This window comes from Allobosea sp. OK403 (genome assembly GCF_900113835.1).
GTDB lineage: Bacteria > Pseudomonadota > Alphaproteobacteria > Rhizobiales > Beijerinckiaceae > Allobosea.
This window is the reverse complement of record NZ_FOQV01000004.1, coordinates 195,880-221,112: the sequence shown is the minus strand read 5'-3', so window position 1 is coordinate 221,112 and position 25,233 is coordinate 195,880. Positions and strand designations below refer to the sequence as shown.

Genomic DNA, 25,233 nt, shown 5'->3' with positions numbered 1-25,233 from the left:
CAGCGCAACAGACACGGTCAACACCAGAAGCTTTTTCATTGGTTCGCCCTCGTTGAGAACAGTCTAACTATGGATGATAGAAGTTCGACTACTAGTGCGGATGCGCAACACCATGCCCATTTCCCGTGCCGAACAACGGTCGTGAGGCACAGGGCAGAGTATTCCAGATATCGCGTGCGTTTTCAATCACCTAAGCCGTATGAGACTAAAGTGCTCTGATTTATGGTTTCCGATGAGGCTTAACAGGCTACCCTGCAGCGATGGCTGCATACGCCTCAAAACGTGGTGAGAGCGGTTATGTTCCCTAGCTGATTCTCGGCACGACGCGGCCCGTGCGCGCCATGTAGTCAGCGTATTCCGCTCCGAAGGCGTCGAGCATCAGGCGTTCCTCTTGTGCAACGCGAAAGGAATACAAAATGCCGAAACCGACCAGGCCCGACAGGCCGGCGATAAGGTTAGGCAGCAGCAAAGCTTGTGCGATCGCCCAGAGCCAGAAGGCCGAATACATGGGATGCCGGACATAGCGGTACACGCCTTCGGTCACGAGGCGATGGCTCTCGCGCAGATCCAGCGACACCGACCAGTTGCGGCCGAGTGCGCGGTGCGTGAGATGGAACAGGACCAGGGACGCAATCGCGATCGCGGCACCGATCCAGGCCAGCAGCGGCTGGAACTGATAATTCGCAAAGCGCGGAAACCCGGTTGCGACATAGATGAAGGGCAGGAGCCCGAGCCCGGTGAAGGAGATCGTCAGCAACGCGATCTCGCGCGCGCCACGCGCGCTGCGGGAAATCGGCGTGCGCCGCGAGCGCCGTTCATGCGGAATCCGGATGACATACCAGCCGACGGCAAGCAGGACGTAGATCGCCTTCGCGATGGTCGGGGTCATGGCTTTGCGGCCTCTGTCGGATGTGTGCCTGTCTCGTTCGAGAGGGTTGGGTCGAGAACTCTGCCCTCGGCATCGAATGCGTGCATGGCGCCTTCCTTCGATCTGGCTTGCCGTTCCGCATCGAGCGGTCCGCAGGTGAACATGAAATAGTCGTAGGGCGCGCGCCGGTCGTTACCCCTGACGAACTGGCAATGCATCCGGTACCAGTTCCGGCGAATGCGGGGGTAGCGTGCCGGATCGAGCATGCGCCTGATGCTGACGCTGCGAATGAGCGGCGAGTCCGTCTTGGCGAGGCCCATCAACGGCAGGGGGTCGCTGCGATAGAAGTTCATGACGTCGGAGCGCGCCTGGTAATCGACCCAGAACAGGGCGGGGACGGCGCTCACGCGCGCGATGGCGGCGCGAAGCCGGCTTGCCCCTCGATGCAGCCCGATCTTGAGCGTCGAGGAGCCGGCGGAGAGGAACACGATGCGGGGGCCGCTGCCTTGCCGCGTCAATCCTGCCGTGACGGCGCGATCGATCAGGTCGATGGCGAGCACGGCTCCGAGGCTATGCCCGACGACGAGGATTTCATCGACTGCGTCACCTCGCGCCGCCTTGACGATGTCGGCCGCCACGCGTTGCAAGCGCTGGTCAAGAACGGCATCGCCGCGACGGATGTAGCGGCGTGAGAAAATCCAGTCGTCGAGGAGCAGCCCGAGATAGAGCCAGCGCTGCGCTGCTTGAAACAGCAGCAGGAAAACGCCGATGCCGACCCCGATTCCGATCGTGCTGGAGCCGGTCGAGCGCGCCAGCGCCAGCCCTCCAGCCAAAGCGAGCAAGGTCAAGACCGCCAGGATCAGGAAGGGATAGAGAAAGAACATCGCGTAGCGCCAGCTGGCGCGCAGATATCCCCAGAAGGCTCCAGCCAGGATGAAATCGAAGAAGGACAACAGCCCGCCGGGAAGGCGTCGCCACATCGGTGCGGCGCCGGTCGTCGCGATCACGTCATCCCAGCGGACCAGGCAGAATTCCGTCTCGACCCGCCAATCGGCACCGCTCGTCTGCACCTGCCAGGTCGCCATATCCTCGCCGATGGCTGGTTCCGAATGCGTGGCGGCGGCCGCCCAGACGCGTTCGAAGCGCCGCAGCTCCCTGACGAACCGACCATGTACAATCTCCGGGCGCGCATGGTCGTACCCGCCAATGTGATAGACTCGGCGCCTGAAGATCTTCGCGTCCATCATCCCCGGTTGCCCCGTCTCCAATGCGTTTTCCGTCCCAATTTTTTGTTACTGGATAGCCTGTGCTTGCACCAGCAAGCCCCCGTCAAGCGGGTAAACGCATGTGGGTGGCCCAGGCGAGGTGATCTGGAAACGCAGTTCTGGTCGTGAGGAGGCGTCAAAAACAGGGCGCTGACGGGGGCTATCGGAGATGGACGGCGGTTATCCCCGGCCTCCGCGATAGCCGAGCCCCCGCGATATGTCGTCCGCGGCCTCGACGACTTGCTCGGCAACCAAAGCAATCATGTCCGAGGTCAGGCGGGTCGACGGCCCCGAGATCCCGATGGCCGCCTCGACCACGCCGTCGGCGCGCCTGATCGGTGCCGCCAGCCCATAGACGGCGCCACGCCATTCCCCGAGATTGACGGCATAGCCCTGCAAACGGATCGCCGAGAGTTCGTGCCGGAGAGCCTCGAGGCTGTTGACGGTCTTCGGCGTGAAGACGGCGAGATTCCGCCCGATCGCTTCGATGATGTGCGAGGGCTGAAACGCCAGAATCGCCTTCCCGATGGCAACCGCATGGGCCGGGGCCTTGCCGCCGACCTCCGAACTGGCGTGGAGAAGCTCGGGACTGTCGATCTTGTCGATATAGATCACGTCCGCTCCGGTCAGGACGGAGAGGTGCACGGTTTCGCGTGTCCGCAAGGCGAGCTCCGAGAGGTGGCGCTGCGCCTCCCGCTTCAGGTCGAGCCGGGACAGCAGGCCGACCCCCAATCCCCATAGTTTCAAGGATAGCCCATAGCGCCCCGTGGCCGGCTCGCGCGCGAGATATCCTGCAAATTCGAAGGCTTCGAGTGCGCTTTGAACGTTGCTTTCGTTCAATTCCGTCTGCATCGCCAAATCTTCGACGCTCCTCGGCCGAGCGCTCTTGGCCAAGGCTTCAAGAACCATCAGGCCGTTTTGAAGTGTCGTGTCCATCGGTCGGGTTACGAACTCTCAAAATGCCACGGCATTCCAGATCTGGGGACGCAATCTCCGTACTCGGGCTTGGCTGAATTCTCGCTTGGAACTTACCACAGCGACACTGCGAAACCTGCCCGAAGCGAGAGTGAAGAGCAAGTGGAGAGACCTGGCGTTGCTGGCTCCATTGCGGCCCAGCGAGCGCTCTGGCGCGGTGCTGCTTAGAACGCAGAGAGAGCTCGGAATGCGGTGCGACAAGCCCGGCCTCGGCCCGGAATCGGACCGTCTGTCACTTCAGATAGTCGAGCAGGTTGAGCGACTGGATCTTAGCCAATGCCACATAGGATGCCTGCAGCTGTAGGACGAGAGCTGGGCAGCGACGGCGGCGATGTCGACATCCTTCACGTTGCTGATCAGCCCGGAGGCGAAGTCCTGGTAGTTGGTCTGCGTCGCCGAAGCGCGTTCGAGCGTTGTGGCATTGACCAAGAGCCGCCCTTGCACGGCCGAGACCCCATCGACCGCGGAGACAGTCGCTCACCCCTGCCCCTCCCACTGAACTCGGACCTGCCCGAGTTCAGCACTCAAAATGTCGAAGTCGGGTAGACCCGACTTCGATGCAGGAGAGGGCTTCCCCGCGCCTTGGCTGCATCAGCTTGCCCCGAAAGCCGATTCCCAGTTCGAGTCGATGCGATAATTTTGGCTCTAGCTCCGGCGCATCAGGATCATCTTCTCCTGCGTCATGTCGCGCATGGTGAAGGGGATGCCGCCGGTGGCGTAGCCGGATTCGCGGCGGCCGGCGAAGGGCATCCAGTCGGTGCGGAAGGTCGTCGGATCATTGATCATGACGGCCGAGGCATCGAGCCGGTTGGCGGCGCGCAAGGCGATGTCGATGTCCTGCGCGAAGATGCTGGCCTGGAAGGCGACCGGCAGGGAATTGGCCCGGGCGATCGCCTCGTCGAGATCGCGATAGCGGTAGATCGCGACGGCCGGCCCGAAGATCTCCTCCCGCGAGATGCGTGCGTCCTCGGAGGGATCGACCAGGACGGTCGGCTCCAGCGTCGTCTCGGAGAGCCGCTTGCCGCCGGTCAGCAGCTTGGCGCCGCCCTTCACCGCCTCGTCGATCCAGGAGGCGACGCGGTCGGCTTCCTTCGGCGTGATCAGCGGGCCGACTTCGGTGTCCTTCAGCACGGGATCCCCGGTGCGCAGCTTCTTCACCCGTGCGACGAGATGCTCGGTGAAGTCGTTGACGATGGAATCATGCACATAGATGCGCTGCGTCGAGACGCAGACCTGGCCGGCATGGTAGTAGCCGCCCTTCACGATCGGTTCGATGATCGCTTCGAGATTGGCGCTCTTGTCGACGATCGCAGGCGCGACGCCGCCATGCTCCAGCGCCGAGCGCGCGCCATGCGCCAGCTTGCTGTGGAGATACCAGCCGACCTTGGCCGAACCGATAAAGCTGAGGAAGGCGATACGCGGATCGGTCGCGAGTTTTTCGGCAAGCTCGGTCGTCTCGGGGACGAAGCTCTGGCACCAGGCCTCCGGCAAACCGGCCTCATGCACGAGCGCGACGAAGTCGAGACATGACAGCGGCGTCGTGCCCGCCGGCTTGATGATGACCGGACAGCCCGTGGCGATCGCGGGGGCGACTTGATGCACGATCAGGTTCAGCGGGTGGTTGAAGGCCGAGATCGCGGCGACGATGCCGATCGGCTCCTTGGTGGTGAAGGCCCAGCGATCGACTGCGGCCGGCGACAGCCCCATCGGGATCTCGCGGCCACTGAGGTTGCGCAATTCGTCGGCGGCGTTCTGCACGCCGTCGATGGCGCGCGTGACCTCTACGATCGCGTCCGGCAGGGGCTTGCCGCCTTCGCGCGCGATCTGCAAAGCGAGATGGTCGCGCTTGCCCGCGATCAGCCCGGCGAGGCGACGCAGGATTGCCATCCGCTCATGGGGCTTGAGCCAGCCATCGCGGTTGCGGAAGACGCGCTCGGCCGCCTGGAGCTTGGCTTCCAGTGCGGCCGCGTCGTCAGTCGCGATCTCGGTGATCGACGCGCGGTCGAAGGCCTGTACGACCTGCAGCATGGTTTTTCTCCCGGTCAGGCGAGCTGGATGTCGGGGCTGCGGTTGCGCAATTCCTCGACGAGCACGCGGGTGTTTTCGGAATAGTCGATCGGCACCTCGACGAGATGGACGCCGCCCCCAGTGAAGGCGGCCTCCAGCGTCGGCACGAGCTCTTCGACCGCCGTCACCCGCGAGCCCTTCGCGCCATAGGCTTGCGCATAGCGGACGAAGTCCGGGTTGCCGAAGGTCATCCCGAAATCCGGGAAGCTGTCGACGGCCTGCTTCCAGCGGATCATGCCATAGGCGTTGTCGCTCAGGATGACGACGACGAGGTTCAAGCCGAGCCGGACCGCCGTCTCCATCTCCTGCGAGTTCATCATGAAGCCGCCATCGCCGCACACCGCCATGACGCGTCGTTCGGGATAGAGCAGCGCCGCCATCATTGCCGAGGGCAGCCCCGCGCCCATCGTCGCCAGCGCATTGTCGAGCAGCAGCGTGTTGGCGACATGGGTGCGGTAGTTCCGGGCGAACCAGATCTTGTACATGCCATTGTCGAGGCAAACGACGCCGTCCTCCGGCATGACCTGGCGGATATCGTGGACGATGCGCTGCGGCGTGACCGGGAAGCGATCCTCCTCGGCGCGATCATTGATCCGGGCGAGAATCGTCTGGCGCAGCTCCAGCATCGAGGGGTCGGCCGCGAGCTTGCCTTCGAGCCGGTCGGCAAGCGCGGTCACGGTCGCGCCGATATCGCCGATGACCTCGGCGTCGGGATGGTAGACCTGTTCGACATTGGCCGATTGGTAGCCGATATGGACGACCTTCGATCCGCCAGCGCTCTTCATCAGGAACGGCGGCTTCTCGACCGTGTCATGGCCGATCGAGATGATTAGGTCCGCCTTGTCGACAGCGAGATGGACATAGTCGCGCTCGGACAGGGCGGCGGTGCCCATATAGAGATTCGAGCCGCCGGTGACGGCGCCCTTGCCCATCTGCGTGTTGAAGAAGGGCAGGCCCGTGCGCCTGACGAAGGACGACAAGGCCTCGACGAGGCGTGGCCGGTTGCCCGCCGCGCCGATCATGACGAGTGGGTGCTTGGCGGCCAAGATCATTTCGGCCGCGCGGTCGAGCGCGGTGGCTTGAGCGATCGGGCGCTCCAGCGGGTGGACCGGAATGACCGAGGCGTCCGCAATCTCCTCGGCTGCGACATCCTCGGGCAATTCGAGATGGACCGGCCCCGGCCTCTCCTCCATCGCGACGCGGAAGGCGTCGCGCACCACGGATGGGATGCTGGCGACGCTGACGATCTGCCGCGTCATCTTGGTCAATGGCTTCATCGAGGCGACGACATCGACGATCTGGAAGCGCGCCTGCTTGGCGGTCATGATCGCCTTCTGGCCGGTGATCAGGATCATCGGCATGGCGCCGAGATGGGCATAGGCCGCTCCGGTGGAGAAGTTGAGCGCGCCAGGTCCCAGCGTCGCGATGCAGACGCCGGGTTTGCCGGTCAGGCGGCCATGGGTCGCAGCCATGAAGGCTGCCGCCTGCTCATGCCGCGTCAGGATCAGCTTGATGCTGGAGGTGCGAAGCGACTCGACGACATCGAGGTTCTCCTCGCCCGGCACACCGAAAATGCGGTCGACGCCCTCGTTCTCGAGCGCTTCAACCAAGAGGTCGGAGCCCTTCTTCATCACTGGCCGCCTTTCGCTGGAAGATTGCCTCACCGGGCGACTAGGCTAGGCCGTTGCGGCGCGGACGGAAAGCGGAGCTGGGAAGGGCTGCCATGCGGCGCGCCGGATTGCGCGAGGACGGCGCGCCTACCAAGAGAGGGCGGCATCGCTTCTAGGCTCTGCCATGTCGTCATTGGCCGCGAGGTTCGGCCGTGAGGTTGGGCCTTGCGGCTGGGCCCTGCCTGCCGTAACCGGAAATTCCCTTCCGCCGACGATCCCCAGCCATGGCCGCCTCGATTTCAGACCGTTACTCCGCCCTGGTCGAAGCGGGCGCCATCGAGCGCGATCCGGCGCAGGTCGCCGTGGTCAGGCGCCTGGCGGCGCTGGCCGAGACCCTGGGCGCGCGCCGCCTGGGCAGGAAGAGCAGTGCGCTCGGCTGGCTGCTCGGCGGCAAGCAGACTTCGACGGAGGCTCCCAAGGGGCTCTACATCTGGGGTTCGGTCGGGCGCGGCAAGACCATGCTGATGGACATGTTCTATGACGCAGCGCCGGTGCCGAAGCGCCGGCGCGTGCATTTCCACGAATTCCTGGCCGACGTGCATTCGCGCATCTTTGCCTACCGGCAGAAGCTCAAGGCCGGCGAGGTCAAGGAGCCCGATCCGATCGCCCCCATCGCGGCTGAGTTGGCGGCCGAGGCGAGCCTGCTCTGCTTCGACGAGTTCACGGTCACCGACATCGCCGATGCGATGATCCTCGGGCGGCTGTTCACGGCGCTGTTCGCGGCCGGCGTCGTCGTCGTCGCGACCTCGAATGTCGAGCCGTCGCGGCTCTATGAGGGCGGGCTCAACCGGGCGCTGTTCCTGCCTTTCGTCGCGTTGCTGACCGAGAAGGTCGAGGTGCTCAGGCTCGATGCGCGCACCGATTTCCGTTTGGAGAAGCTCGGCGGTGCGCCGACCTATCACGTTCCGGCCGATGCGGCGGCGAAGGCTGCGCTCGACGAGGCGTTCCGGCGCGTCTCCGGCGCGGCGCATGGCGTGCCTGTGACGCTGTCGATCAACGGCCATGAGATGCGGATTCCGCAGGCGGCCGGCGGCGTGGCGCGGGCGAGCTTTTCCGACCTTTGCAGCCAGGCCTATGGCGCCTCCGATTATATCGCGCTGGCGCAGCGCTTCCACACGCTGGTGCTCGAAGACATCCCGGTGCTGGAGCGAGACCGGCGCAACGAGGCCAAGCGTTTCATCATCCTGATCGACACGCTCTATGAGCACCACGTCAAGCTCGTCACTTCGGCGGCGGCCGAGCCGCACGAACTCTACAAGGACGGCAATGGCCGCGAGGCCTTCGAGTTCGACCGAACGGTCTCGCGATTGATCGAGATGCGCTCCGACGACTATCTCGCCTTGCCGCATGGCCGCGCCGATTCCGCCGCGAGCGGCGATAGCGGCGGATTGGTGGAAACCTGAGCCATGCCGACACGCGAGCCGAGCGAGACCCGCATCCTCTCGGTCGCCAGCGAGCATCTGCGCCAGTTCGGGCTGAAGCGCTTCACCGTCGTGGCGGTGGCGGAGGAGGCGGGCATGACGCATGCCAATGTCTACCGCTACTTCCCGTCGCGCGGGGCGCTGATCGATGCGGTCGTCGATGTCTGGCTGAAGACGACCGAGCGGCGGCTTGCCGACATTGCCGATGGACCCGACCCCGCCGCCGACAAGCTCGAACGGTTGATCCTGGCGCTGGCCAAGGGCAATCGCGATCTGCTGAGCGAGGATCCGCATCTCTTCGCCGCGCTCTCGCAGGCGGTCGCCAAGCGCCATGCGATCAGCCGGCGCAACCGCACCCGCGTCCGTGCGCTGTTCGAGCGGGTCATCGACGAGGGCATCGCGTCGGGCGCCTTCGAGCCGCGCGACCGCGACCGCGCCATCGCCTTCGTCATCGACGCCACGCACCGCTTCATCCATCCGGCAGCGCTGGCGCTCGAGGCGGATGTGCCTCAGGCCTCTGTCGATGCGCGCCTGGCCACGCTGATCCGCGTCGCGCTGCGGGTGCTGGAGACCGGGATCATCTGAAAAATCTTGTGACAAATTACAAATTATGTAAATTGTCATTGTCCGTTTTCTTGGCGTTGGACAGGGCGGCCCCATTTTCGCCCGGTGCAAGTGCTTGAAATCAGGTCGATTGGTCGGTTGGGCCCCAAACTGGCGCGCTTCGAGGCTGGTCTCCACCCCCGCAAAGGACAGGGTTGCGGCAAAAGCCCGGTTTGGGCCAAAGAAACCCACGGTTTCGGCCGGCCACCGGCCTCCCGCAGCACCTAAGGACAAGGACTAGGATATGGCCCGCAAGAAGATTGCCCTCATCGGCGCCGGCCAGATCGGCGGAACGCTCGCGCACCTGGCCGGTCTGAAGGAACTGGGCGACGTCGTCATGTTCGACATCGCCGAGGGCATCCCGCAAGGCAAGGGCCTCGACATCGCCGAATCCGCGCCGGTCGATGGCTTCGATGCGAGCTATACCGGCACGCAGTCCTATGAGGACATCAAGGGCGCTGACGTGATCATCGTCACCGCCGGCGTGCCGCGCAAGCCGGGCATGAGCCGCGACGACCTGATCGGCATCAACCTCAAGGTGATGAAATCGGTCGGCGAGGGCATCAAGCAATACGCCCCCAAGGCCTTCGTCATCTGCATCACCAACCCGCTCGACGCTATGGTCTGGGCGCTGCAGAAGTTCTCCGGCCTCAAGCCCAACATGATCTGCGGCATGGCCGGCGTGCTCGACAGCGCCCGCTTCCGCCACTTCCTCGCCGACGAGTTCAAGGTCTCGGTCAAGGACGTCTCGGCCTTCGTGCTCGGCGGCCATGGCGATGACATGGTGCCGCTCGTCCGCTACTCGGGCGTTGCCGGCATCCCGCTGCCCGACCTCGTCAAGATGAAGTGGACCACCCAGGAGCGCCTCGACGCCATCGTCGAGCGCACCCGCAAGGGCGGCGGCGAGATCGTCAACCTGCTCAAGACCGGCTCGGCCTTCTATGCGCCCGCGGCGTCCGCGATCGCGATGGCCGAGAGCTATCTCAAGGACCAGAAGCGCGTCCTGCCGGCGGCTGCCGCGCTCAAGGGCCAGTACGGCGTCAAGGACATGTTCGTCGGCGTGCCGGTGGTGATCGGCGCCAAGGGCGTCGAGAAGGTCGTCAAGATCCGCCTCAACGGTGCCGAGAAGGCGATGCTGGAGAAGTCGGTAGCTTCGGTCCAGACCCTCATCGACGCCTGCAAGGCTGTCGATCCGTCATTGGCGTGACATAAGGGCAGTCGGCAATAGGCAGTCGGCAGTCGTGAAAATGGCACCGGCTCGCTTCGCTACTGCCGACTGCCTATTGCCGACTGCCAAAATAACCTTCGCTTCAGGGAAACCGAGCACATGAACATCCACGAATATCAGGGCAAGGCGGTTCTCAAGGAGTTCGGCGCGCCGGTCTCCGCCGGTTTTCCGGCGCTGACGGTCGCTGAGGCCGTCGAGGCCGCCAAGAAGCTGCCCGGACCGCTTTATGTGGTGAAGAGCCAGATCCACGCCGGCGGCCGCGGCAAGGGCAAGTTCAAGGAACTCGGCCCTGACGCCAAGGGCGGCGTGCGGCTGGCCAAGTCGGTCGCCGAGGTCGAGAGCCACGCCAAGGAAATGCTCGGCAACACGCTGGTGACCGCGCAGACCGGCGAAGCCGGCAAGCAGGTCAACCGCCTCTATATCGAGGACGGCTCGGATATCGAGAAGGAGTTCTACCTCTCGGCCCTGGTCGATCGGGAAACCTCGCGCGTCGCCTTCGTGATCTCGACTGAAGGCGGCATGGACATCGAGGCCGTCGCCCATGACACGCCGGAGAAGATCGAGACCTTCTCGGTCGATCCCGCCACCGGCATCATGCCCCATCACGGCCGCACCATGGCGCGGATCCTGGGTCTCTCCGGCGATCTCGCCAAGCAGGCCGGCACGGTGCTGGGCCAGATCTACACGGCGTTCGTGTCCAAGGACATGGACATGCTGGAGATCAACCCGCTGATCGTGACGACGCAGGGCCAGATCAAGTGCCTGGACGCCAAGATCTCCTTCGACTCGAACTCGCTCTACCGTCACCCCGAGATCGTGGCGCTGCGCGACACGACCGAGGAGGACGACAAGGAGATCGAGGCCTCGAAGTATGACCTTGCCTATATCGCGCTCGACGGCACGATCGGCTGCATGGTCAACGGCGCGGGCCTCGCCATGGCGACGCTCGACATCATCAAGCTCTATGGCGAGGAGCCGGCGAACTTCCTCGATGTCGGCGGCGGCGCCACGGAAGAGAAGGTCACCGCGGCCTTCAAGATCATCACCGCCGATCCGCAGGTGAAGGGCATTCTGGTCAACATCTTCGGCGGCATCATGAAGTGCGACGTCATCGCGCGCGGCGTCATCGCCGCGGTGAAGGCGGTCGGCCTTCAGGTTCCGCTGGTGGTGCGCCTCGAGGGCACCAATGTGCAGGAAGGCAAGGACATCATCTCCTCGTCGGGCCTGAACGTCATTCCCGCCGATGATCTCGACGATGCCGCCCAGAAGATCGTGGCTGCGATCAAGAAGGCCTGAGGAGAAACCATGTCCATCCTGATCGACAAGAACACCAAGGTCATCTGCCAGGGCTTCACCGGCAAGAACGGCACCTTCCATTCCGAGCAGGCGATCGCCTATGGCACGCAGATGGTCGGCGGCACTTCGCCGGGCAAGGGCGGTTCGCTCCATCTCGGCCTGCCGGTCTTCGACACCGTCTTCGAGGCCAAGCAGAAGACCGGCGCCACGGCCTCCGTCGTCTATGTCCCGCCTCCGGGCGCGGCGGATGCGATCTGCGAGGCGATCGACGCCGAGATCCCGCTGATCATCTGCATCACCGAGGGCATTCCGGTGCTCGACATGGTGCGCGTCAAGCGCTCGCTCTCCGGCTCCAAGTCGCGCCTGATCGGGCCGAATTGCCCCGGCGTCGTCACGGCGGGCGAGAGCAAGATCGGCATCATGCCGGCCAACATCTTCAAGCCGGGCTCTGTGGGCATCGTCTCGCGCTCGGGCACACTGACCTATGAGGCGGTGTTCCAGACCACCCGCGAGGGCCTGGGCCAGACCACGGCCGTCGGCATCGGCGGCGACCCGGTCAAGGGCACCGAGTTCATCGACATGCTGGAGATGTTCCTGGCCGACGAGCACACCAAGTCGATCGTGATGATCGGCGAGATCGGTGGCTCGGCGGAAGAGGACGCGGCGCAGTTCATCAAGGACGAAGCCAAGCGTGGCCGCAAGAAGCCGATGGTCGGCTTCATCGCCGGCCGCACGGCTCCTCCCGGACGTCGCATGGGCCATGCCGGCGCGATCATCTCGGGCGGCAAGGGCGGCGCGGAAGACAAGATCGCGGCCATGGAAGCGGCCGGCATCCGGGTCTCGCCCTCGCCGGCGCGCCTTGGAAAGACCTTGGTCGACGTGTTGAAGGGCTGAGGCGCGCAGGCTTTTCGGAGCGCGTCATGGTCGGGCTTGGCCCGACCATGACGTCCCGGGGGGGCGCGACGCAACAACGACATGAGATGCTCGGGTCAAGCCCGAGCATGACGAAGCGGTAGGCAGGAAAAGGCAGGAAGACCATGGCTCGCCAGGACATCAACGAGGCTCTCGCCCAGACGGGTTTCCTCTATGGCGGCAACGCAGCCTATATCGAGGATCTCTACGCCCGCTATCAGGCCGATCCGAAATCGGTCGATGAGCAGTGGCAGGGTTTCTTCGCGGGCTTAAAGGATGAAGGCTCGGCCATCATCCAGAACGCCAAGGGCGCCTCCTGGAAGAAGCCGAACTGGCCGGTTCCTGCCAATGGCGAGCTCGTCTCGGCGCTCGACGGCAACTGGGCCGTGGTCGAGAAGGTCGTTTCCGACAAGCTCGGCGCCAAGGCCAAGGCCGCCGGCGCCGCCTTGAGCGCGTCCGACGTGCAGCAGGCGACGCGCGATTCCGTGCGCGCCATCATGCTGATCCGCGCCTACCGCATGCGCGGCCATCTCCACGCCAAGCTCGATCCGCTCGGCATCGAGCAGGCCCGGGATCCCGAGGAGTTCTCGCCGGCCGCCTTCGGCTTCACCGAGGCCGATCTCGACCGTAAGATCTTCATCGACAACGTGCTCGGCATGGAGTTCGCCACGATCCGCGAGATGACCGCGATCCTGCAGCGCACCTATTGCAGCACGGTGGGCATCGAGTTCATGCACATCTCCGATCCGGAGCAGAAGGCATGGCTGCAGGAGCGGATCGAGGGGCCCGACAAGGAGATCGCCTTCACCCGCGAGGGCAAGAAGGCGATCCTGAACAAGCTCGTCGAGGCCGAGGGCTTCGAGAAGTTCATCGACCTGAAATACACCGGCACCAAGCGTTTCGGCCTCGATGGGGCTGAATCGTTGATCCCGGCGCTGGAGCAGATCATCAAGCGCGGCGGCGCGCTCGGTGTGCGCGACATCGTCTTCGGCATGGCCCATCGCGGCCGCCTCAACGTGCTGACCCAGGTTCTGGGCAAGCCGCACCGCGCGCTGTTCCACGAGTTCAAGGGCGGCTCCTTCGCGCCTGACGACGTCGAGGGCTCTGGCGACGTGAAGTACCATCTCGGTGCCTCCAGCGACCGCGAGTTCGACGGCAACAACGTCCACGTCTCGCTGACCGCCAACCCGTCGCATCTCGAGATCGTCGACCCCGTCGTGCTCGGCAAGGTCCGCGCCAAGCAGGACCAGTTCGGCGATGTCGTCGAGCGCTCCAAGGTGCTGCCGCTCCTGCTGCATGGCGACGCCGCCTTCGCCGGCCAGGGCGTGGTGGCGGAATGCCTGGGCCTGTCCGGTCTGAAGGGCCACCGCACCGGTGGTTCCGTGCATTTCATCATCAACAACCAGATCGGCTTCACCACCTATCCGCGTTATTCGCGCTCCTCGCCCTATCCGTCCGATGTGGCCAAGATGGTCGAGGCTCCGGTCTTCCATGTGAATGGCGACGATCCGGAAGCCGTCGTTTTCGCCGCCAAGATCGCGATCGAGTTCCGGCAGAAGTTCCACAAGCCGGTCGTGGTCGATATGTTCTGCTATCGCCGCTTCGGCCATAACGAGGGCGACGAGCCGGGCTTCACCCAGCCGCTGATGTACCGCAAGATCCGCGGCCACAAGACGACGCTGGAGCTCTATTCCGCCAAGCTCGAGGCCGAGGGCGTGATCCAGCCCGGCGAGATCGACGAGGCGCGCGCTGCCTGGAAGGCCAAGCTCGAGATCGAGTTCGATGCGGGCCAGGCCTTCAAGCCGAACAAGGCCGACTGGCTCGATGGCCGCTGGGCCGGCATGAAGGCGATCCGCGCCGACGAGGACGATCCGCGTCGCGGCGCGACCGGCGTTCCTGCCGCGGTTCTCAAGGAGATCACCGAGAAGATCACGGCGACCCCGCCCGGCTTCAACGTCCACAAGACGATCCAGCGCTTCCTCGACAACCGCCGCAAGGCGGTCGAGACCGGGCAGGGCATTGACTGGGCGACTGCCGAGTCGCTGGCCTTCGGCTCGCTCCTGCTCGACGGCAATCCGGTCCGGCTCTCGGGCCAGGATTGCGAGCGCGGCACCTTCAGCCAACGCCATTCCGTGCTGATCGACCAGGAGACCGAGGCGCGCCACACCTCGCTGAACCATATCCGCGAGGGTCAGTCGCGCTATGAGGTCATCAACTCGATGCTCTCGGAAGAGGCGGTGCTCGGCTTCGAATACGGCTACACGCTGTCGGAGCCGAATGCCCTGACCTGCTGGGAAGCGCAGTTCGGCGACTTCGCCAATGGTGCGCAGGTGCTGTTCGACCAGTTCATCTCGTCGGGCGAGCGGAAATGGCTGCGCATGTCGGGCCTCGTCTGCCTGCTGCCGCATGGCTATGAGGGCCAGGGGCCGGAGCATTCCTCGGCACGCCTGGAGCGTTTCCTGCAGATGTGCGCGGAAGACAACATGCAGGTGGCGAACTGCTCGACGCCGGCGAGCTATTTCCACATCCTGCGCCGCCAGCTGAAGCGCGACTTCCGCAAGCCGCTGATCCTGATGACGCCGAAGTCGCTGCTGCGCCACAAGCGCTGCGTCTCCGACCTCGCCGAGCTCGCCGAAGGCTCGACCTTCCATCGCGTGCTGCATGACGATGCCGAGCGCGGCCGCTCGACCACCAAGCTGGTCAAGGACGCCAAGATCCGCCGCGTCGTGCTGTGCACCGGCAAGGTCTATTTCGACCTGCTGGAAGAGCGCGAGAAGCGCGGCATCGAGGACGTCTATCTGATGCGCGTCGAGCAGCTCTATCCGTTCCCGCTGAAGTCGCTGGCGCAGGAGCTGGCGCGCTTCAAGGGCGCCGACGTGGTCTGGTGCCAGGAGGAGCCGAAGAACATGGGCTCCTGGACCTTCGTCGAACCCTATCTCGAATGGGTGCTGGGCCATGCCGGGGTGAAGTCGAAGCGGCCGCGGTATGTCGGACGCCCGGCATCGGCGGCAACGGCGACCGGCCTGATGTCCAAGCACCTCGCACAGCTCAACGCGTTCCTGGACGAAGCCTTCGCGGCCTGACCCCAGTAGCGCCCTTCACGACACGCCAGACAAAGACACCAACAGAGGCCTGACATGGCGACCGAAATCCGCGTACCCACCCTCGGCGAATCCGTCTCCGAGGCCACGATCGGCAAGTGGTTCAAGAAGCCGGGCGACGCGGTGAAGGCCGATGAGCCTTTGGTCGAGCTGGAGACTGACAAGGTCACGCTCGAGGTCAACGCGCCGGCGGCCGGCGTGCTCGGCGAGATCGTCGCCAAGGAAGGCGACACCGTCGGCGTCAGTGCGCTGCTCGGCATGATCACGGCTGGCGACGGCAAGGCCGCCGCTCCGGCCCCCGCCGCCGCTGCTCCTGCCGCCGAGGCGCCCAAGCCTGCTCCCGCTGCGGCTGCGCCTGTCGCAGCGACGAAGGCCGCCGATTCAGGTCCTGCCGTCAGCCGTCTCGCGGCTGAGAGCGGCGTCGACCCGGCGAATGTCGCAGCGACCGGCAAGGACGGCCGCGTCACCAAGGGCGACATGCTGGTCGCGATCGCGGCGGGTTCCGCGGCTCCTGCGCCCGCTGCCCCAGCTGCGCCGATCCAGCTTCGCGCCCCGTCGGCTCCCGACGACGCCTCGCGCGAAGAGCGCGTCAAGATGACCAAGCTGCGCCAGACCATCGCGCGCCGCCTCAAGGAAGCTCAGGCCACGGCGGCAATGCTGACCACCTTCAATGAGGTGGACATGTCGGCGGTGATGGCACTGCGCAACCAGTACAAGGATGTCTTCGAGAAGAAGCATGGCGTGAAGCTCGGCTTCATGGGCTTCTTCGTGAAGGCCTGCGTGCAGGCGCTGAAGGAGATCCCCTCCGTCAATGCCGAGATCGACGGCACCGACATCGTCTACAAGAACTATTATCATATCGCGGTCGCCGTCGGCACCGATAAGGGCCTGGTTGTGCCGGTGGTGCGCGACGCCGACCAGCTTTCGATCGCGGGTGTCGAGAAGGCGATCGGCGCGCTCGGCAAGAAGGCGCGCGACGGCGCCCTCAAGATCGAGGACATGCAGGGCGGCACCTTCACCATCTCCAATGGCGGCGTCTACGGCTCGCTGATGTCGACGCCGATCCTGAACGCGCCGCAATCGGCGATCCTGGGCATGCACAAGATCCAGGAGCGCCCGATGGTCGTCGGCGGCCAGATCGTGATCCGGCCGATGATGTATCTGGCGGTCTCCTATGATCACCGCATCATCGACGGCAAGGAGGCGGTGACCTTCCTCGTCCGCATCAAGGAAGCGCTGGAGGATCCGGCGCGCCTCGTACTCGACCTCTGAGACTGCGAGCCCATGCTCTTCCTGATCGTCGCGAGCGTCGCGCTCCTCTTCGTCCATATCGGAGCGCAGGCGATCGCGGCGACAAGCGAGCTTGGCTCGGACTGGAATGCCGGGCCGCGCGATGAAGGGGTGAGCCCGCAAGGCGTCATCGCCGGGCGGGCCGAGCGGGCGCTGCGCAACTATGTCGAGACCTATGCGGCTTTCGCGATCCTGGCTGCGACCCTGGTCGCGAGCGGACGTGGGGACGGGATAGGCCTTGTGGGAAGCGCGGTCTGGTTTGCGGCCCGCATCGTCTATCTGCCGCTCTATCTGGCCGGCATCCGATATTGGCGCAGCCTGGTCTGGCTCGTCGCCACGGTAGGGCTGGCATCGATGGCGGCGCGCCTGCTGATCTGAGCCGCAGGGAGATCGAACATGGCCTTCGGACCCAATCCCCCTCCGATCCAGCCGCATCTCTGCGTGAAGGGCGGCATCGAGGCGATTGCCTTCTATGAGAAGGCTTTTGGCGCGCGGTGCACATTCAAGGCCATGGCCGATGATGGCGCGCGCGTGATGCATGCCAATCTCGCGCTCTTCGGCAGCGAGATCATGCTGCATGACGAGTTTCCGGAGTTCGGCGGCGATCTGCTCGCGCCACCGAGCCGGGGCGGCGCGAGCATGGCCATCAACATCAACCTGTCGGCACCCGCCGATGTCGATGCGGCGCTGGCGCGCGCCGAGGCGGCCGGCGCCCATGTCGTCATGCCGGCGGGCGACGTCTTCTGGGGTGCGCGCTATGCCCGCATCCTCGACCCGTTCGGCCATATCTGGTCCTTCAATGCGCCACTGGCGCAACACTCATAAGTCAGACCGAAAGAGAGACCATGTCCTACGATCTCGTCGTCATCGGAACCGGCCCCGGCGGCTATGTCTGCGCCATTCGCGCTGCCCAGCTCGGCCTCAAGGTCGCCGTGGTGGAGAAGCGCAAGACCCATGGCGGCACCTGCCTGAATGTCGGCTGCATCCCGTCCAAGGCGCTGCTGCATGCCTCGGAGATGTTCGAGGAAGCGAGCCACACCTTCCCGAGCCTCGGCATCACGGTCGGCACGCCCAAGCTCGATCTCAAGCAGATGCTGGTCCACAAGCAGGAGACGGTGGACGCCAACGTCAACGGCGTCGCCTTCCTGCTGAAGAAGAACAAGATCGAGCCCTTCCACGGCACGGCCTCGATCCCGGCGGCCGGCAAGGTCGTCGTCACCGCCGAGGACGGCAAGACGCAGGAGCTCGAGACCAAGGCGATCGTCATCGCGACGGGCTCGGAATCCACCAATCTTCCCGGCGTGACCGTCGATGAGAAGGTCGTCGTGACCTCGACCGGCGCGCTCGAACTGACCGCCGTTCCCAAGGAACTGGTCGTGGTCGGCGCCGGCGTGATCGGGCTCGAGATCGGCTCGGTCTGGAGCCGTCTCGGCGCCAAGGTCACCGTGGTCGAATATCTCGACCGCATCCTGCCCGGCATGGATGGCGAGATCGCCAAGCAGTTCCAGCGCATCCTGGAGAAGCAGGGCTTCACCTTCCAGCTCAGCGCCAAGGTCACCAAGGTCGAGACGGCCAAGAAGGGCGCGACCGTCACCGTCGAGCCCGCCGCGGGCGGCGAGGCCAAGACGCTTTCGGCCGATATCGTGCTGGTCGCGATCGGCCGCCGCCCGAACACCGACGGGCTCGGCCTGGAAGCGGCCGGCGTCGCGACCGAGCGCGGCCGCGTCATCATCGACGATCATTTCAAGACCAATGTCGCCGGCATCTACGCCATCGGCGACGTGGTGCGCGGCCCGATGCTCGCCCATAAGGCCGAGGATGAGGGCATGGCGGTCGCCGAGATCATCGCCGGCAAGGCGGGCCATGTGAATTACGACGCCATTCCCGGCATCGTCTACACGGCTCCCGAGGTCGCCGCGATCGGCAAGACCGAGGAAGAGCTCAAGGCCGCTAGCGTCGCCTACAAGGTTGGCAAATTCCCCTTCACGGCCAATGGCCGGGCGCGCGCCATGCGTCATACCGAAGGCTTTGTGAAGTTCCTGGCGGATGCCGCGACGGACCGCGTGCTCGGCTGCCACATCATCGGCCCCCATGCAGGCGATCTGATCGCCGAGGTTACGGTGCTGATGGAGTTCGGCGGCTCGGCCGAGGACCTCGCCCGCACCTGCCATGCGCATCCGACGCTGGCCGAGGCGGTCAAGGAAGCCGCGCTCGCCGTGGACAAGCGTCAGATCCATATGTGAGGGGGCGGCTGACGCTGTCATTCCCGGGCTGGGCATCGCGCGGACCCGGGAAGCTCTCGCAGGAAAAAGCGGCTTGAGATGGTCGGGGCAAGCCCGACCATGACGCCTGCGAGGACTTAGCCCCGCCTTGCCCTGAACGCCGTCAGCGTGTTGCGCAGCAGGCAGGCGATCGTCATCGGGCCGACGCCGCCCGGTACGGGCGTGATCGCGCCGGCGACATCGACTGCTTCGGCAAAATCGACATCGCCCACCAGCTTGCCGTCGGGCGTGCGGTTGATGCCGACATCGATCACGGTCGCGCCCGGCTTGATCCAGTCGCCCCTAACGAAATGCGGCCGGCCGACGGCGGCCACGACGATATCGGCGCGGCGCACCACGGCGGCGAGGTCGCGCGTGCGGGAATGGGCGATCGTCACGGTGCAATCGGCCTGCAGCAGCAATTGCGCCACGGGGCGGCCGACAAGCTCGGAGCGGCCGATTACGACGGCCTCCAGCCCCGCAAGCGTCGGCAGCGCCCGCCGCAGCAGCAGCATGCAGCCGAGCGGCGTGCAGGGCACGAGGCCGTTCTTACCGCCGGCGAGCTTGCCGGCATTGATCGGATGCAGGCCGTCGACATCCTTGGCGGGATCGATGGCGTCGATGATCGTGCCGGTGTCGATATGCTTGGGCAGCGGCAATTGCACCAGGATGCCGTCGACCGCATCGTCGGCGTTCAGGCTGGCGATCTTGGCCAGGAGCTCGGCCTCGCTTGTCTCCGTGGGCAGGCGATGTGCGACCGAGTTCATGCCGATCTCGGCGGCGAGCTTTTCCTTCGAGGCGACATAGACACGGCTTGCCGGATCCTCGCCGACGAGCACGACATGCAGGCCGGGCGCGAGGCCGCGCTCCGCCTTGATCGCCGCGACCTCGCGGCCGATTTCGGCTCGTAGCGCGGCGGCTGCCGCTTTGCCATCGATGATGCGCGCCTGATCCGGCATGGTCTGACACTCCTCGTCTCGTCCGCGAGCCGTCCTCATGCGCGATCAGCTCGGTTGCGACAAGCCCGGATGCGACGCCGTCTTGGTTGCACGCGTCATTGCGGGCCGGTATCGATCGCTGCGTAGGGCAAGGCCGAGCGGGAGAGATGACGACGTGACCAGCGGTTTTGCTTCCCTGCCCGGCACAGCCTCCTTTCGCCTGACCAATGCCCGCGCGCCGCTCTGCCTGCTCGACGGTGCTTCGCTCGCGGCCGATCGCGACGGGTTGGCGAAGGTCGATCTCGGCGTCGAGCATGGCCGTATCGTCTCGATCCTGCCGGCGGGAACCGAACCGCTGGAGGCAAGCGCCAGTTTCGATCTCGACGGCGGCATCGTGCTGCCGCGTCTCGTCGACTGCCATGTCCATCTCGACAAGGGCCATATCTGGCCGCGTCGGCGCAATCCCGACGGCAGCTTCATGGGCGCGCTGAGCAATGTCCTGATCGATCGCGAGGCGAATTGGTCGGCGGGCGATGTGCGGGCGCGAATGGAATTCGGCCTGCGCTGCGCATTCGCTCATGGCACGGCGGCGATGCGGACGCATCTCGACTCGCTCGGCAAGCAGATCGGCATTTCCTGGCCGGTCTTCGCCGAGCTTAGAGCGGAATGGGCTGGTCGCATCGCATTGCAGGCATCGCCGCTGTTCGGCATCCAGTTCGCGCTCGAGCCCGGGCATATGCGGGCGGTGACGGCCGCGGTGAAGGCCCATGGCGACGGCATCTTCGGCTGCGTCAGCTATATGATCCCGGAACTCGATGCGGCGCTCGACATCGTCTTCCGCACGGCGATCGAGAACGGCTTCGACCTCGATTTCCATGTCGACGAGACCAATGATCCGCAGGCGCGTTCGCTGGAGAACATTGCGGATGCGGCGATCCGCCATGGCTTCGCGGGTAAGATCCTGTGCGGGCATTGCTGCTCGCTTGCCGTGCAGCAGCCCGATGACGAGGCGCGCATCATCGCCAAGGTCAGGGAGGCAGGGATCAGCGTGGTCTCGCTGCCGATGTGCAACATGTATCTGCAGGATCGCGCGGCCGGCCGCACGCCGCGCTGGCGCGGGGTCACGGCGCTGCATGAATTGAAGGCGGCGGGCGTGCCGGTGATGATTGCCTCCGACAACACCCGCGACCCGTTCTATGCCTATGGCGACCTCGACCTGATCGAGGTGCTGCGGGAGGGCACGCGCATCCTCCAGCTCGATCACTCCGGAACCGATTGGGCGAATGCGGTGGCGCGGACGCCGGCCGCGATCATGGGCACTACCGGCGCCGGCGTGCTCTCGCCCGGTGGAGCGGCCGACCTGATCCTGACCCGGGCCCGTGACTGGACCGAGTTCTTTGCCCGCCCCCAGACCGACCGGACCGTGCTGGTGCATGGCCGCGCGATCGACACGACGCTGCCTGACCATCGCGAGCTCGATTACCTGATGGGGAGCGCGCATTCGTGATGCGTCGCGGGTTCTCACAACCTCTCCGTCATCCCGGGCTTGACCCGGGATCCATCGGAGGCCGCTCCGCCCTACGATGGATCCCGGATCTCCGCGGAGTTTATCCTTGGGCCGATCGAAGATCGGACCCGAGGGCTCCGGCCAGGATGACGGTGGAGGTTCGTGTGGCAGTTCACACTGCGACGGAGCTCCGCCTCGCATGACCGCCCGCTACGACATCGCCGCGTTGAAGGCCCGCCTCGGCGGCATCCGCAGCGAGGACAACCCGGCGCTGGTGAAGCAGAAGAGCCGCGACTTCTTCTGGTACTCGCCGGTGCTGAAGCGCCAGCTCGACCATGTCACGGCCGACATCTTGCTGTCGCCGACGAGCGAGGCAGAGGTGCTGGAGGTGCTCACTGCGGCGCATGCGCTGGGCATTCCCGTCACGCCACGTGGCACCGGCACGGGCAATTACGGCCAGGCCATGCCGCTCTCGGGCGGCGTGCTGCTTGATCTCTCCGGCTTCAACAAGGTCAAGGCGATCGCGCCCGGCCGCTATGTCGCCGAGCCCGGTGCGATCATGGCGCGGATCGATGACGAGACGCGCAAGCATTCGCGCCAGGAGCTCAGGCTCCATCCCTCGACCTATCAGACCGCCTCGATCGGCGGCTTCATCGCCGGCGGCTCGGGCGGCGTCGGCTCGATCAAATGGGGCGGATTGCGCGACTGGGGCAACATCATCGCGCTCAAGGTCGCGACGATGGAGGCCTCTCCGCGCATTCTGGAGCTGAGCGGCGAGGATCTGCACAAGGTCGCTCATGCCTATGGCACCAACGGCATCATCACCGAGGTCGAGATGCCATTGGCGCCGGCTTACGACTGGGTCGATGTCATCCTCGGCTTCGGCAGTTTGCGAGCTGCGACGGAGTTCGCCAATGAGCTGGGTGAGCAGGACGGGCTGGCGCTGAAGAACCTTGCCGTCGTCGCTGCGCCGGCTCCTCATGATTATTTCCTGCGGCACAGGAAATTCCTGCCGCGAGACCGCCATCTCGTCATCGTCATGGCGGCCGATTTCGCGGTCGACTCGCTGCTGGCTTATGCGAGGCGTTTCAGAGGCGCCGAACTGCTGATGCGTTCGGACACGCTCTCCCCGGAGGAGGCGAAGGGCCTGCCGCCCGCCTATGAGCTTGGTTGGAACCACACCACGCTCAGGGCGCTGCGCGTCGACCCCGCTATCACCTATCTCCAGGTGCTCTACCCGTTTCCTGATCAGGTCGAGCTGGTCGAGGCGATCCATGCGCGCTTCGGCGATGAAGTGCTCTGCCATCTTGAATTCGTTCGCTTCGACGGCAAGATCACCTGCTTCGGGCTGCCCTTGGTGCGCTTCACCACAGAAGAGCGGCTGGAGGAGATCATGGCGATCCATGAGGCGATGGGCGCGCCGATCTTCAACCCGCATCGCTACACGCTGGAGGAGGGCGGCATGAAGCAGACCGACGAAGCCCAGCTCGCCTTCAAGCGGCAGGCCGATCCGCAAGGGCTGCTCAACCCCGGCAAGATGATCGCCTGGGAAGATCCGGCTTACGATTACGCGTCGGGCAAGACCTTCCTGTTCCGCAGCCTGTCCGAAGCGGGGGTGGGCTGAAGATGCGCGTGCTCGTGCTCTACGCCCATCCCGATCCGGAGAGTTATGGCGCGGCGCTGCACGAGACGGTGGTGGCGAGCCTGCGTGCGGCGGGGCACGAGGTCGACGATTGCGATCTCTATGCCGAGGGTTTTGACGCCGTTCTGAGTCGGGCCGAGCGCGTGGGCTATCATGACCTCGCCAGCAACACGCGTCCTGTTGCCGGCTATGTCGAGCGGCTGCAACGGGCGCAGGCGCTGGTGCTGTGCTTTCCGGTCTGGAATTTCGGCTATCCGGCGATCCTGAAGGGGTTCTTCGACAGGGTTTTCCTGCCCGGCATCTCGTTCAAGCTGGTCGACGGCAAGGTCAGGCCCAATCTCTGGAACATCCGCAAGCTTGTGGCGGTGACGACCTATGGCGGGACGCGCTGGCGCGCGCTGCTGATGGGCGATCCTCCGCGTAAGCTGGTCAAGCGAGTGCTGCGCGCGGTCTGCCACCCCGGCGTGCGGCCGCTCTATCTGGCGCATTACGACATGAACCGCGCGACGCCGGAGAGCCGTAAGGCATTTTTAGACCGGGTTCGTGCTAATATCCTCCAGCTGTGAAGTATCTGTCTCACCCACGTCATCAGCGCGTCATGATCGCGGGCGATCTGAGAGCCGGCGAACGATCGCCGAAACCATTAGCAAGGACCGGCTCATGACCAAGTCGCTGGAGAAAAGCGTCGGCCGTGCCCTGCTCGTGACCGCACGGTTGCATCGGGCGCGGATGGGCGAGCGGCTGAACGCACTTGGCCTGTTCCCGGGCCAGGAGCAGGCGCTGAAGGCGCTGATGCCCGCGCCGATGACGATGGGCGAGCTTGCGACCCTGCTCCGGGTCAAGCCGCCGACGGTTTCCAAGACGATCGGCCGGCTTTCGTTGCAGGGGCTCGTCACCCGCGAAGGCGGCAGCCGCGACGGACGCCTTGTCCAGGTCGCGCTGACCGAACTCGGCCAGAAGACCGCCGCGACGCTGGATGCGGTCTGGAACCAGGTCGAGGACGAATTGCTCGAACGTCTCGACGCGAAGGAGCGCAAGCAGCTGCGCAAGCTTCTCCGCAAAGCCGCCAAAGGATTGTCGAAAGCCGGCGTCGAGATCGAGGATAGCGATGTCGATGGCGACGAGGCCGACAGCGACGGCTGATACGCGCATGGACTGCATGCAGCCATCGACTGGCTCGAGGCCGTAAAACGGTTAAATCTGCCTCTGGCATTCTGCCAGCGCATGACGGAACCTTTCTTGGCGGCCCATCCCCACACTCCGGAAACCAGCCGCACGCGGCTGGCCGCGATCGCGCTGATGTGTGGGGCGGTGTTGTGCTTCGCCATGCTCGACGCCAGTGCGAAATGGCTGTCGGCCTCGATGGATCCGGTGCAGGTGGTGTTCGCCCGCTATGCCGGCAGCATGGCGCTGGTCTGCCTGCTGCTCAATCCGTGGAGCCATCCCGGTATCCTGCGGACGCAACGACCCTGGCTCCAGGCGGTCCGCTCGCTGCTGCTGCTGGGCTCGACGATGCTGAACTTCATCGCGGTCAAATATCTCCAGCTTGCCGAGACCGTCTCGATCATGTTCGCCGGGCCCCTCCTGGTAGCGCTGGTCTCCGGCCCGCTTCTGGGGGAATGGCCGGGCCCGCGCCGGCTTGTTGCCATTGGCGTCGGTTTTCTCGGCGTGCTGGTGATCACCCGGCCGGGCTTCGGCGGGATGCATCCCGCCGCCCTGCTCAGCGTCCTCGGCTGCGTCTGCTACTCGTTCTATTCGCTGGCGACGCGCAAGCTTGCCGCTTTCGATCCGCCGGAGACGACGATGGTCTATTCGGGCGTCGCCGGCACGCTGGCCATGCTGCCATTGATCCCGTTCTTCTGGACGATGCCGCAAAGCCCGCTGGTCTGGTTGCTGATGTTCGCGACCGGGGTGCTCGGCGGCTTCGGCCATTGGCTCCTGATCCTGGCGCATCGGCTTGCGCCCGCAACGGTGCTTGCACCCTTCATCTATTCGCAGATCGTCTGGATGATCGCGCTCGGCTGGTTTGCCTTCGACCAGTGGCCGGACCGCTGGACCTTCATCGGCGCTGGCATCGTCATCGCCTCGGGGCTGTATCTGCTTTACCGGGAGCGGGTCAGGCATGTGCCCGAAGGCTCGGCGCGGCTGGATTGAGTTGGCCGGAATCGCCCGGAACCGGTGACGTGATC

General features: G+C 65.1%; 21 protein-coding genes. 15 read left to right on the top strand and 6 right to left on the bottom strand.

What is annotated here, in order from left to right; genetic code table 11:
- Positions 1–304 precede the first annotated feature (304 nt).
- The 5 genes from BMZ97_RS17125 to BMZ97_RS17100 form a co-directional block, all read right to left on the bottom strand.
- Complete coding sequence (locus tag BMZ97_RS17125; protein WP_092172008.1) at positions 305–889, bottom strand: protein-S-isoprenylcysteine O-methyltransferase; 585 nt, start codon at positions 887–889, stop codon at positions 305–307.
- The gene (locus BMZ97_RS17120) at positions 886–1,953 is read right to left on the bottom strand and encodes a hypothetical protein (RefSeq protein WP_139221243.1); all 1,068 of its coding nucleotides are present in this window, start codon (positions 1,951–1,953) and stop codon (positions 886–888) included. Before BMZ97_RS17120 ends, BMZ97_RS17125 begins: the two co-directional genes overlap by 4 nt.
- 360 nt (positions 1,954–2,313) lie before the next feature.
- Entirely contained in the window at positions 2,314–3,069 is a 756-nt protein-coding gene (locus BMZ97_RS17115; protein WP_092172003.1) for an IclR family transcriptional regulator, read from the bottom strand.
- A gap of 684 nt (positions 3,070–3,753) precedes the next feature.
- Positions 3,754–5,136, bottom strand: coding sequence for an aldehyde dehydrogenase family protein (locus BMZ97_RS17105; RefSeq protein WP_092171997.1), 1,383 nt, complete (start codon positions 5,134–5,136; stop codon positions 3,754–3,756).
- 14 nt (positions 5,137–5,150) lie between these two features.
- Positions 5,151–6,806, bottom strand: a complete 1,656-nt coding sequence (locus tag BMZ97_RS17100) for an acetolactate synthase large subunit (RefSeq protein ID WP_092171995.1) — start codon at positions 6,804–6,806, stop codon at positions 5,151–5,153.
- Between the two features lie 263 nt (positions 6,807–7,069).
- Here BMZ97_RS17100 and zapE point away from each other — a divergent pair, with 263 nt between their 5' ends.
- The 10 genes from zapE to lpdA all read left to right on the top strand — a co-directional run bounded on the left by zapE (position 7,070) and on the right by lpdA (position 18,939).
- Positions 7,070–8,248, top strand: coding sequence for a cell division protein ZapE (gene zapE, locus BMZ97_RS17095; RefSeq protein WP_092171992.1), 1,179 nt, complete (start codon positions 7,070–7,072; stop codon positions 8,246–8,248).
- 3 nt (positions 8,249–8,251) lie between these two features.
- On the top strand, positions 8,252–8,851 hold the full coding sequence (locus BMZ97_RS17090) for a TetR/AcrR family transcriptional regulator (protein WP_092171990.1): 600 nt from the start codon (positions 8,252–8,254) through the stop codon (positions 8,849–8,851).
- A 262-nt stretch (positions 8,852–9,113) separates the two neighbouring features.
- Positions 9,114–10,076 (top strand): malate dehydrogenase, encoded by a 963-nt coding sequence (mdh, locus tag BMZ97_RS17085; RefSeq protein ID WP_092171987.1) that lies wholly within the window; start codon positions 9,114–9,116, stop codon positions 10,074–10,076.
- A 120-nt stretch (positions 10,077–10,196) separates the two neighbouring features.
- Positions 10,197–11,393 carry an ADP-forming succinate--CoA ligase subunit beta gene (gene sucC, locus BMZ97_RS17080; RefSeq protein ID WP_092171984.1) on the top strand — a complete coding sequence of 399 codons (1,197 nt, stop codon included), beginning with the start codon at positions 10,197–10,199 and terminating at the stop codon, positions 11,391–11,393.
- Between the two features lie 9 nt (positions 11,394–11,402).
- Positions 11,403–12,287 (top strand): succinate--CoA ligase subunit alpha, encoded by an 885-nt coding sequence (gene sucD / locus BMZ97_RS17075; protein ID WP_092171981.1) that lies wholly within the window; start codon positions 11,403–11,405, stop codon positions 12,285–12,287.
- 143 nt (positions 12,288–12,430) lie between these two features.
- Positions 12,431–15,388 (top strand): 2-oxoglutarate dehydrogenase E1 component, encoded by a 2,958-nt coding sequence (locus BMZ97_RS17070; protein ID WP_092171979.1) that lies wholly within the window; start codon positions 12,431–12,433, stop codon positions 15,386–15,388.
- A gap of 54 nt (positions 15,389–15,442) precedes the next feature.
- Positions 15,443–16,678, top strand: coding sequence for a 2-oxoglutarate dehydrogenase complex dihydrolipoyllysine-residue succinyltransferase (gene odhB, locus BMZ97_RS17065; protein WP_092171976.1), 1,236 nt, complete (start codon positions 15,443–15,445; stop codon positions 16,676–16,678).
- A 12-nt stretch (positions 16,679–16,690) separates the two neighbouring features.
- Entirely contained in the window at positions 16,691–17,074 is a 384-nt protein-coding gene (locus BMZ97_RS17060) for an MAPEG family protein (protein ID WP_092171973.1), read from the top strand.
- A gap of 18 nt (positions 17,075–17,092) precedes the next feature.
- Entirely contained in the window at positions 17,093–17,521 is a 429-nt protein-coding gene (locus BMZ97_RS17055; protein WP_092171971.1) for a VOC family protein, read from the top strand.
- Between the two features lie 20 nt (positions 17,522–17,541).
- The gene (gene lpdA / locus BMZ97_RS17050; protein WP_092171968.1) at positions 17,542–18,939 is read left to right on the top strand and encodes a dihydrolipoyl dehydrogenase; all 1,398 of its coding nucleotides are present in this window, start codon (positions 17,542–17,544) and stop codon (positions 18,937–18,939) included.
- Between the two features lie 116 nt (positions 18,940–19,055).
- Here lpdA and folD read toward each other — a convergent pair whose 3' ends face one another.
- Complete coding sequence (gene folD, locus BMZ97_RS17045) at positions 19,056–19,916, bottom strand: bifunctional methylenetetrahydrofolate dehydrogenase/methenyltetrahydrofolate cyclohydrolase FolD (RefSeq protein WP_092171966.1); 861 nt, start codon at positions 19,914–19,916, stop codon at positions 19,056–19,058.
- Positions 19,917–20,070: 154 nt separating this feature from the next.
- Here folD and BMZ97_RS17040 point away from each other — a divergent pair, with 154 nt between their 5' ends.
- From BMZ97_RS17040 to BMZ97_RS17020, 5 genes are all read left to right on the top strand, one after another.
- Positions 20,071–21,402: a cytosine deaminase gene (locus BMZ97_RS17040; protein ID WP_244546460.1), complete on the top strand. Its 1,332-nt coding sequence runs from the start codon at positions 20,071–20,073 to the stop codon at positions 21,400–21,402.
- 199 nt (positions 21,403–21,601) lie between these two features.
- A complete protein-coding gene (locus BMZ97_RS17035) occupies positions 21,602–23,026 on the top strand; it encodes an FAD-binding oxidoreductase (protein WP_092171960.1) in 1,425 nt (474 codons plus the stop codon).
- 2 nt (positions 23,027–23,028) lie between these two features.
- Positions 23,029–23,610, top strand: a complete 582-nt coding sequence (locus tag BMZ97_RS17030; protein ID WP_092171957.1) for an NAD(P)H-dependent oxidoreductase — start codon at positions 23,029–23,031, stop codon at positions 23,608–23,610.
- 94 nt (positions 23,611–23,704) lie between these two features.
- Complete coding sequence (locus BMZ97_RS17025; RefSeq protein WP_092171954.1) at positions 23,705–24,187, top strand: MarR family winged helix-turn-helix transcriptional regulator; 483 nt, start codon at positions 23,705–23,707, stop codon at positions 24,185–24,187.
- 96 nt (positions 24,188–24,283) lie between these two features.
- Complete coding sequence (locus tag BMZ97_RS17020) at positions 24,284–25,198, top strand: DMT family transporter (protein ID WP_244546459.1); 915 nt, start codon at positions 24,284–24,286, stop codon at positions 25,196–25,198.
- The last annotated feature ends 35 nt before the right edge of the window (positions 25,199–25,233 follow it).

Bases quoted from the DNA above. Each gene is read 5' to 3' on its own strand.
- BMZ97_RS17025 (WP_092171954.1), top strand. From the start codon at position 23,705: ATGACCAAGTCGCTGGAGAAAAGCGTCGGCCGTGCCCTGCTCGTGACC.
- BMZ97_RS17060 (WP_092171973.1), top strand. From the start codon at position 16,691: ATGCTCTTCCTGATCGTCGCGAGCGTCGCGCTCCTCTTCGTCCATATC.
- BMZ97_RS17055 (WP_092171971.1), top strand. From the start codon at position 17,093: ATGGCCTTCGGACCCAATCCCCCTCCGATCCAGCCGCATCTCTGCGTG.
- BMZ97_RS17035 (WP_092171960.1), top strand. From the start codon at position 21,602: ATGACCGCCCGCTACGACATCGCCGCGTTGAAGGCCCGCCTCGGCGGC.
- zapE (WP_092171992.1), top strand. From the start codon at position 7,070: ATGGCCGCCTCGATTTCAGACCGTTACTCCGCCCTGGTCGAAGCGGGC.
- BMZ97_RS17070 (WP_092171979.1), top strand. From the start codon at position 12,431: ATGGCTCGCCAGGACATCAACGAGGCTCTCGCCCAGACGGGTTTCCTC.
- BMZ97_RS17115 (WP_092172003.1), bottom strand. From the start codon at position 3,069: ATGGACACGACACTTCAAAACGGCCTGATGGTTCTTGAAGCCTTGGCC.
- folD (WP_092171966.1), bottom strand. From the start codon at position 19,916: ATGCCGGATCAGGCGCGCATCATCGATGGCAAAGCGGCAGCCGCCGCG.
- BMZ97_RS17100 (WP_092171995.1), bottom strand. From the start codon at position 6,806: ATGAAGAAGGGCTCCGACCTCTTGGTTGAAGCGCTCGAGAACGAGGGC.
- mdh (WP_092171987.1), top strand. From the start codon at position 9,114: ATGGCCCGCAAGAAGATTGCCCTCATCGGCGCCGGCCAGATCGGCGGA.
- BMZ97_RS17105 (WP_092171997.1), bottom strand. From the start codon at position 5,136: ATGCTGCAGGTCGTACAGGCCTTCGACCGCGCGTCGATCACCGAGATC.
- sucD (WP_092171981.1), top strand. From the start codon at position 11,403: ATGTCCATCCTGATCGACAAGAACACCAAGGTCATCTGCCAGGGCTTC.
- BMZ97_RS17030 (WP_092171957.1), top strand. From the start codon at position 23,029: ATGCGCGTGCTCGTGCTCTACGCCCATCCCGATCCGGAGAGTTATGGC.
- BMZ97_RS17125 (WP_092172008.1), bottom strand. From the start codon at position 889: ATGACCCCGACCATCGCGAAGGCGATCTACGTCCTGCTTGCCGTCGGC.
- BMZ97_RS17120 (WP_139221243.1), bottom strand. From the start codon at position 1,953: ATGGCGACCTGGCAGGTGCAGACGAGCGGTGCCGATTGGCGGGTCGAG.
- lpdA (WP_092171968.1), top strand. From the start codon at position 17,542: ATGTCCTACGATCTCGTCGTCATCGGAACCGGCCCCGGCGGCTATGTC.
- BMZ97_RS17090 (WP_092171990.1), top strand. From the start codon at position 8,252: ATGCCGACACGCGAGCCGAGCGAGACCCGCATCCTCTCGGTCGCCAGC.
- sucC (WP_092171984.1), top strand. From the start codon at position 10,197: ATGAACATCCACGAATATCAGGGCAAGGCGGTTCTCAAGGAGTTCGGC.
- odhB (WP_092171976.1), top strand. From the start codon at position 15,443: ATGGCGACCGAAATCCGCGTACCCACCCTCGGCGAATCCGTCTCCGAG.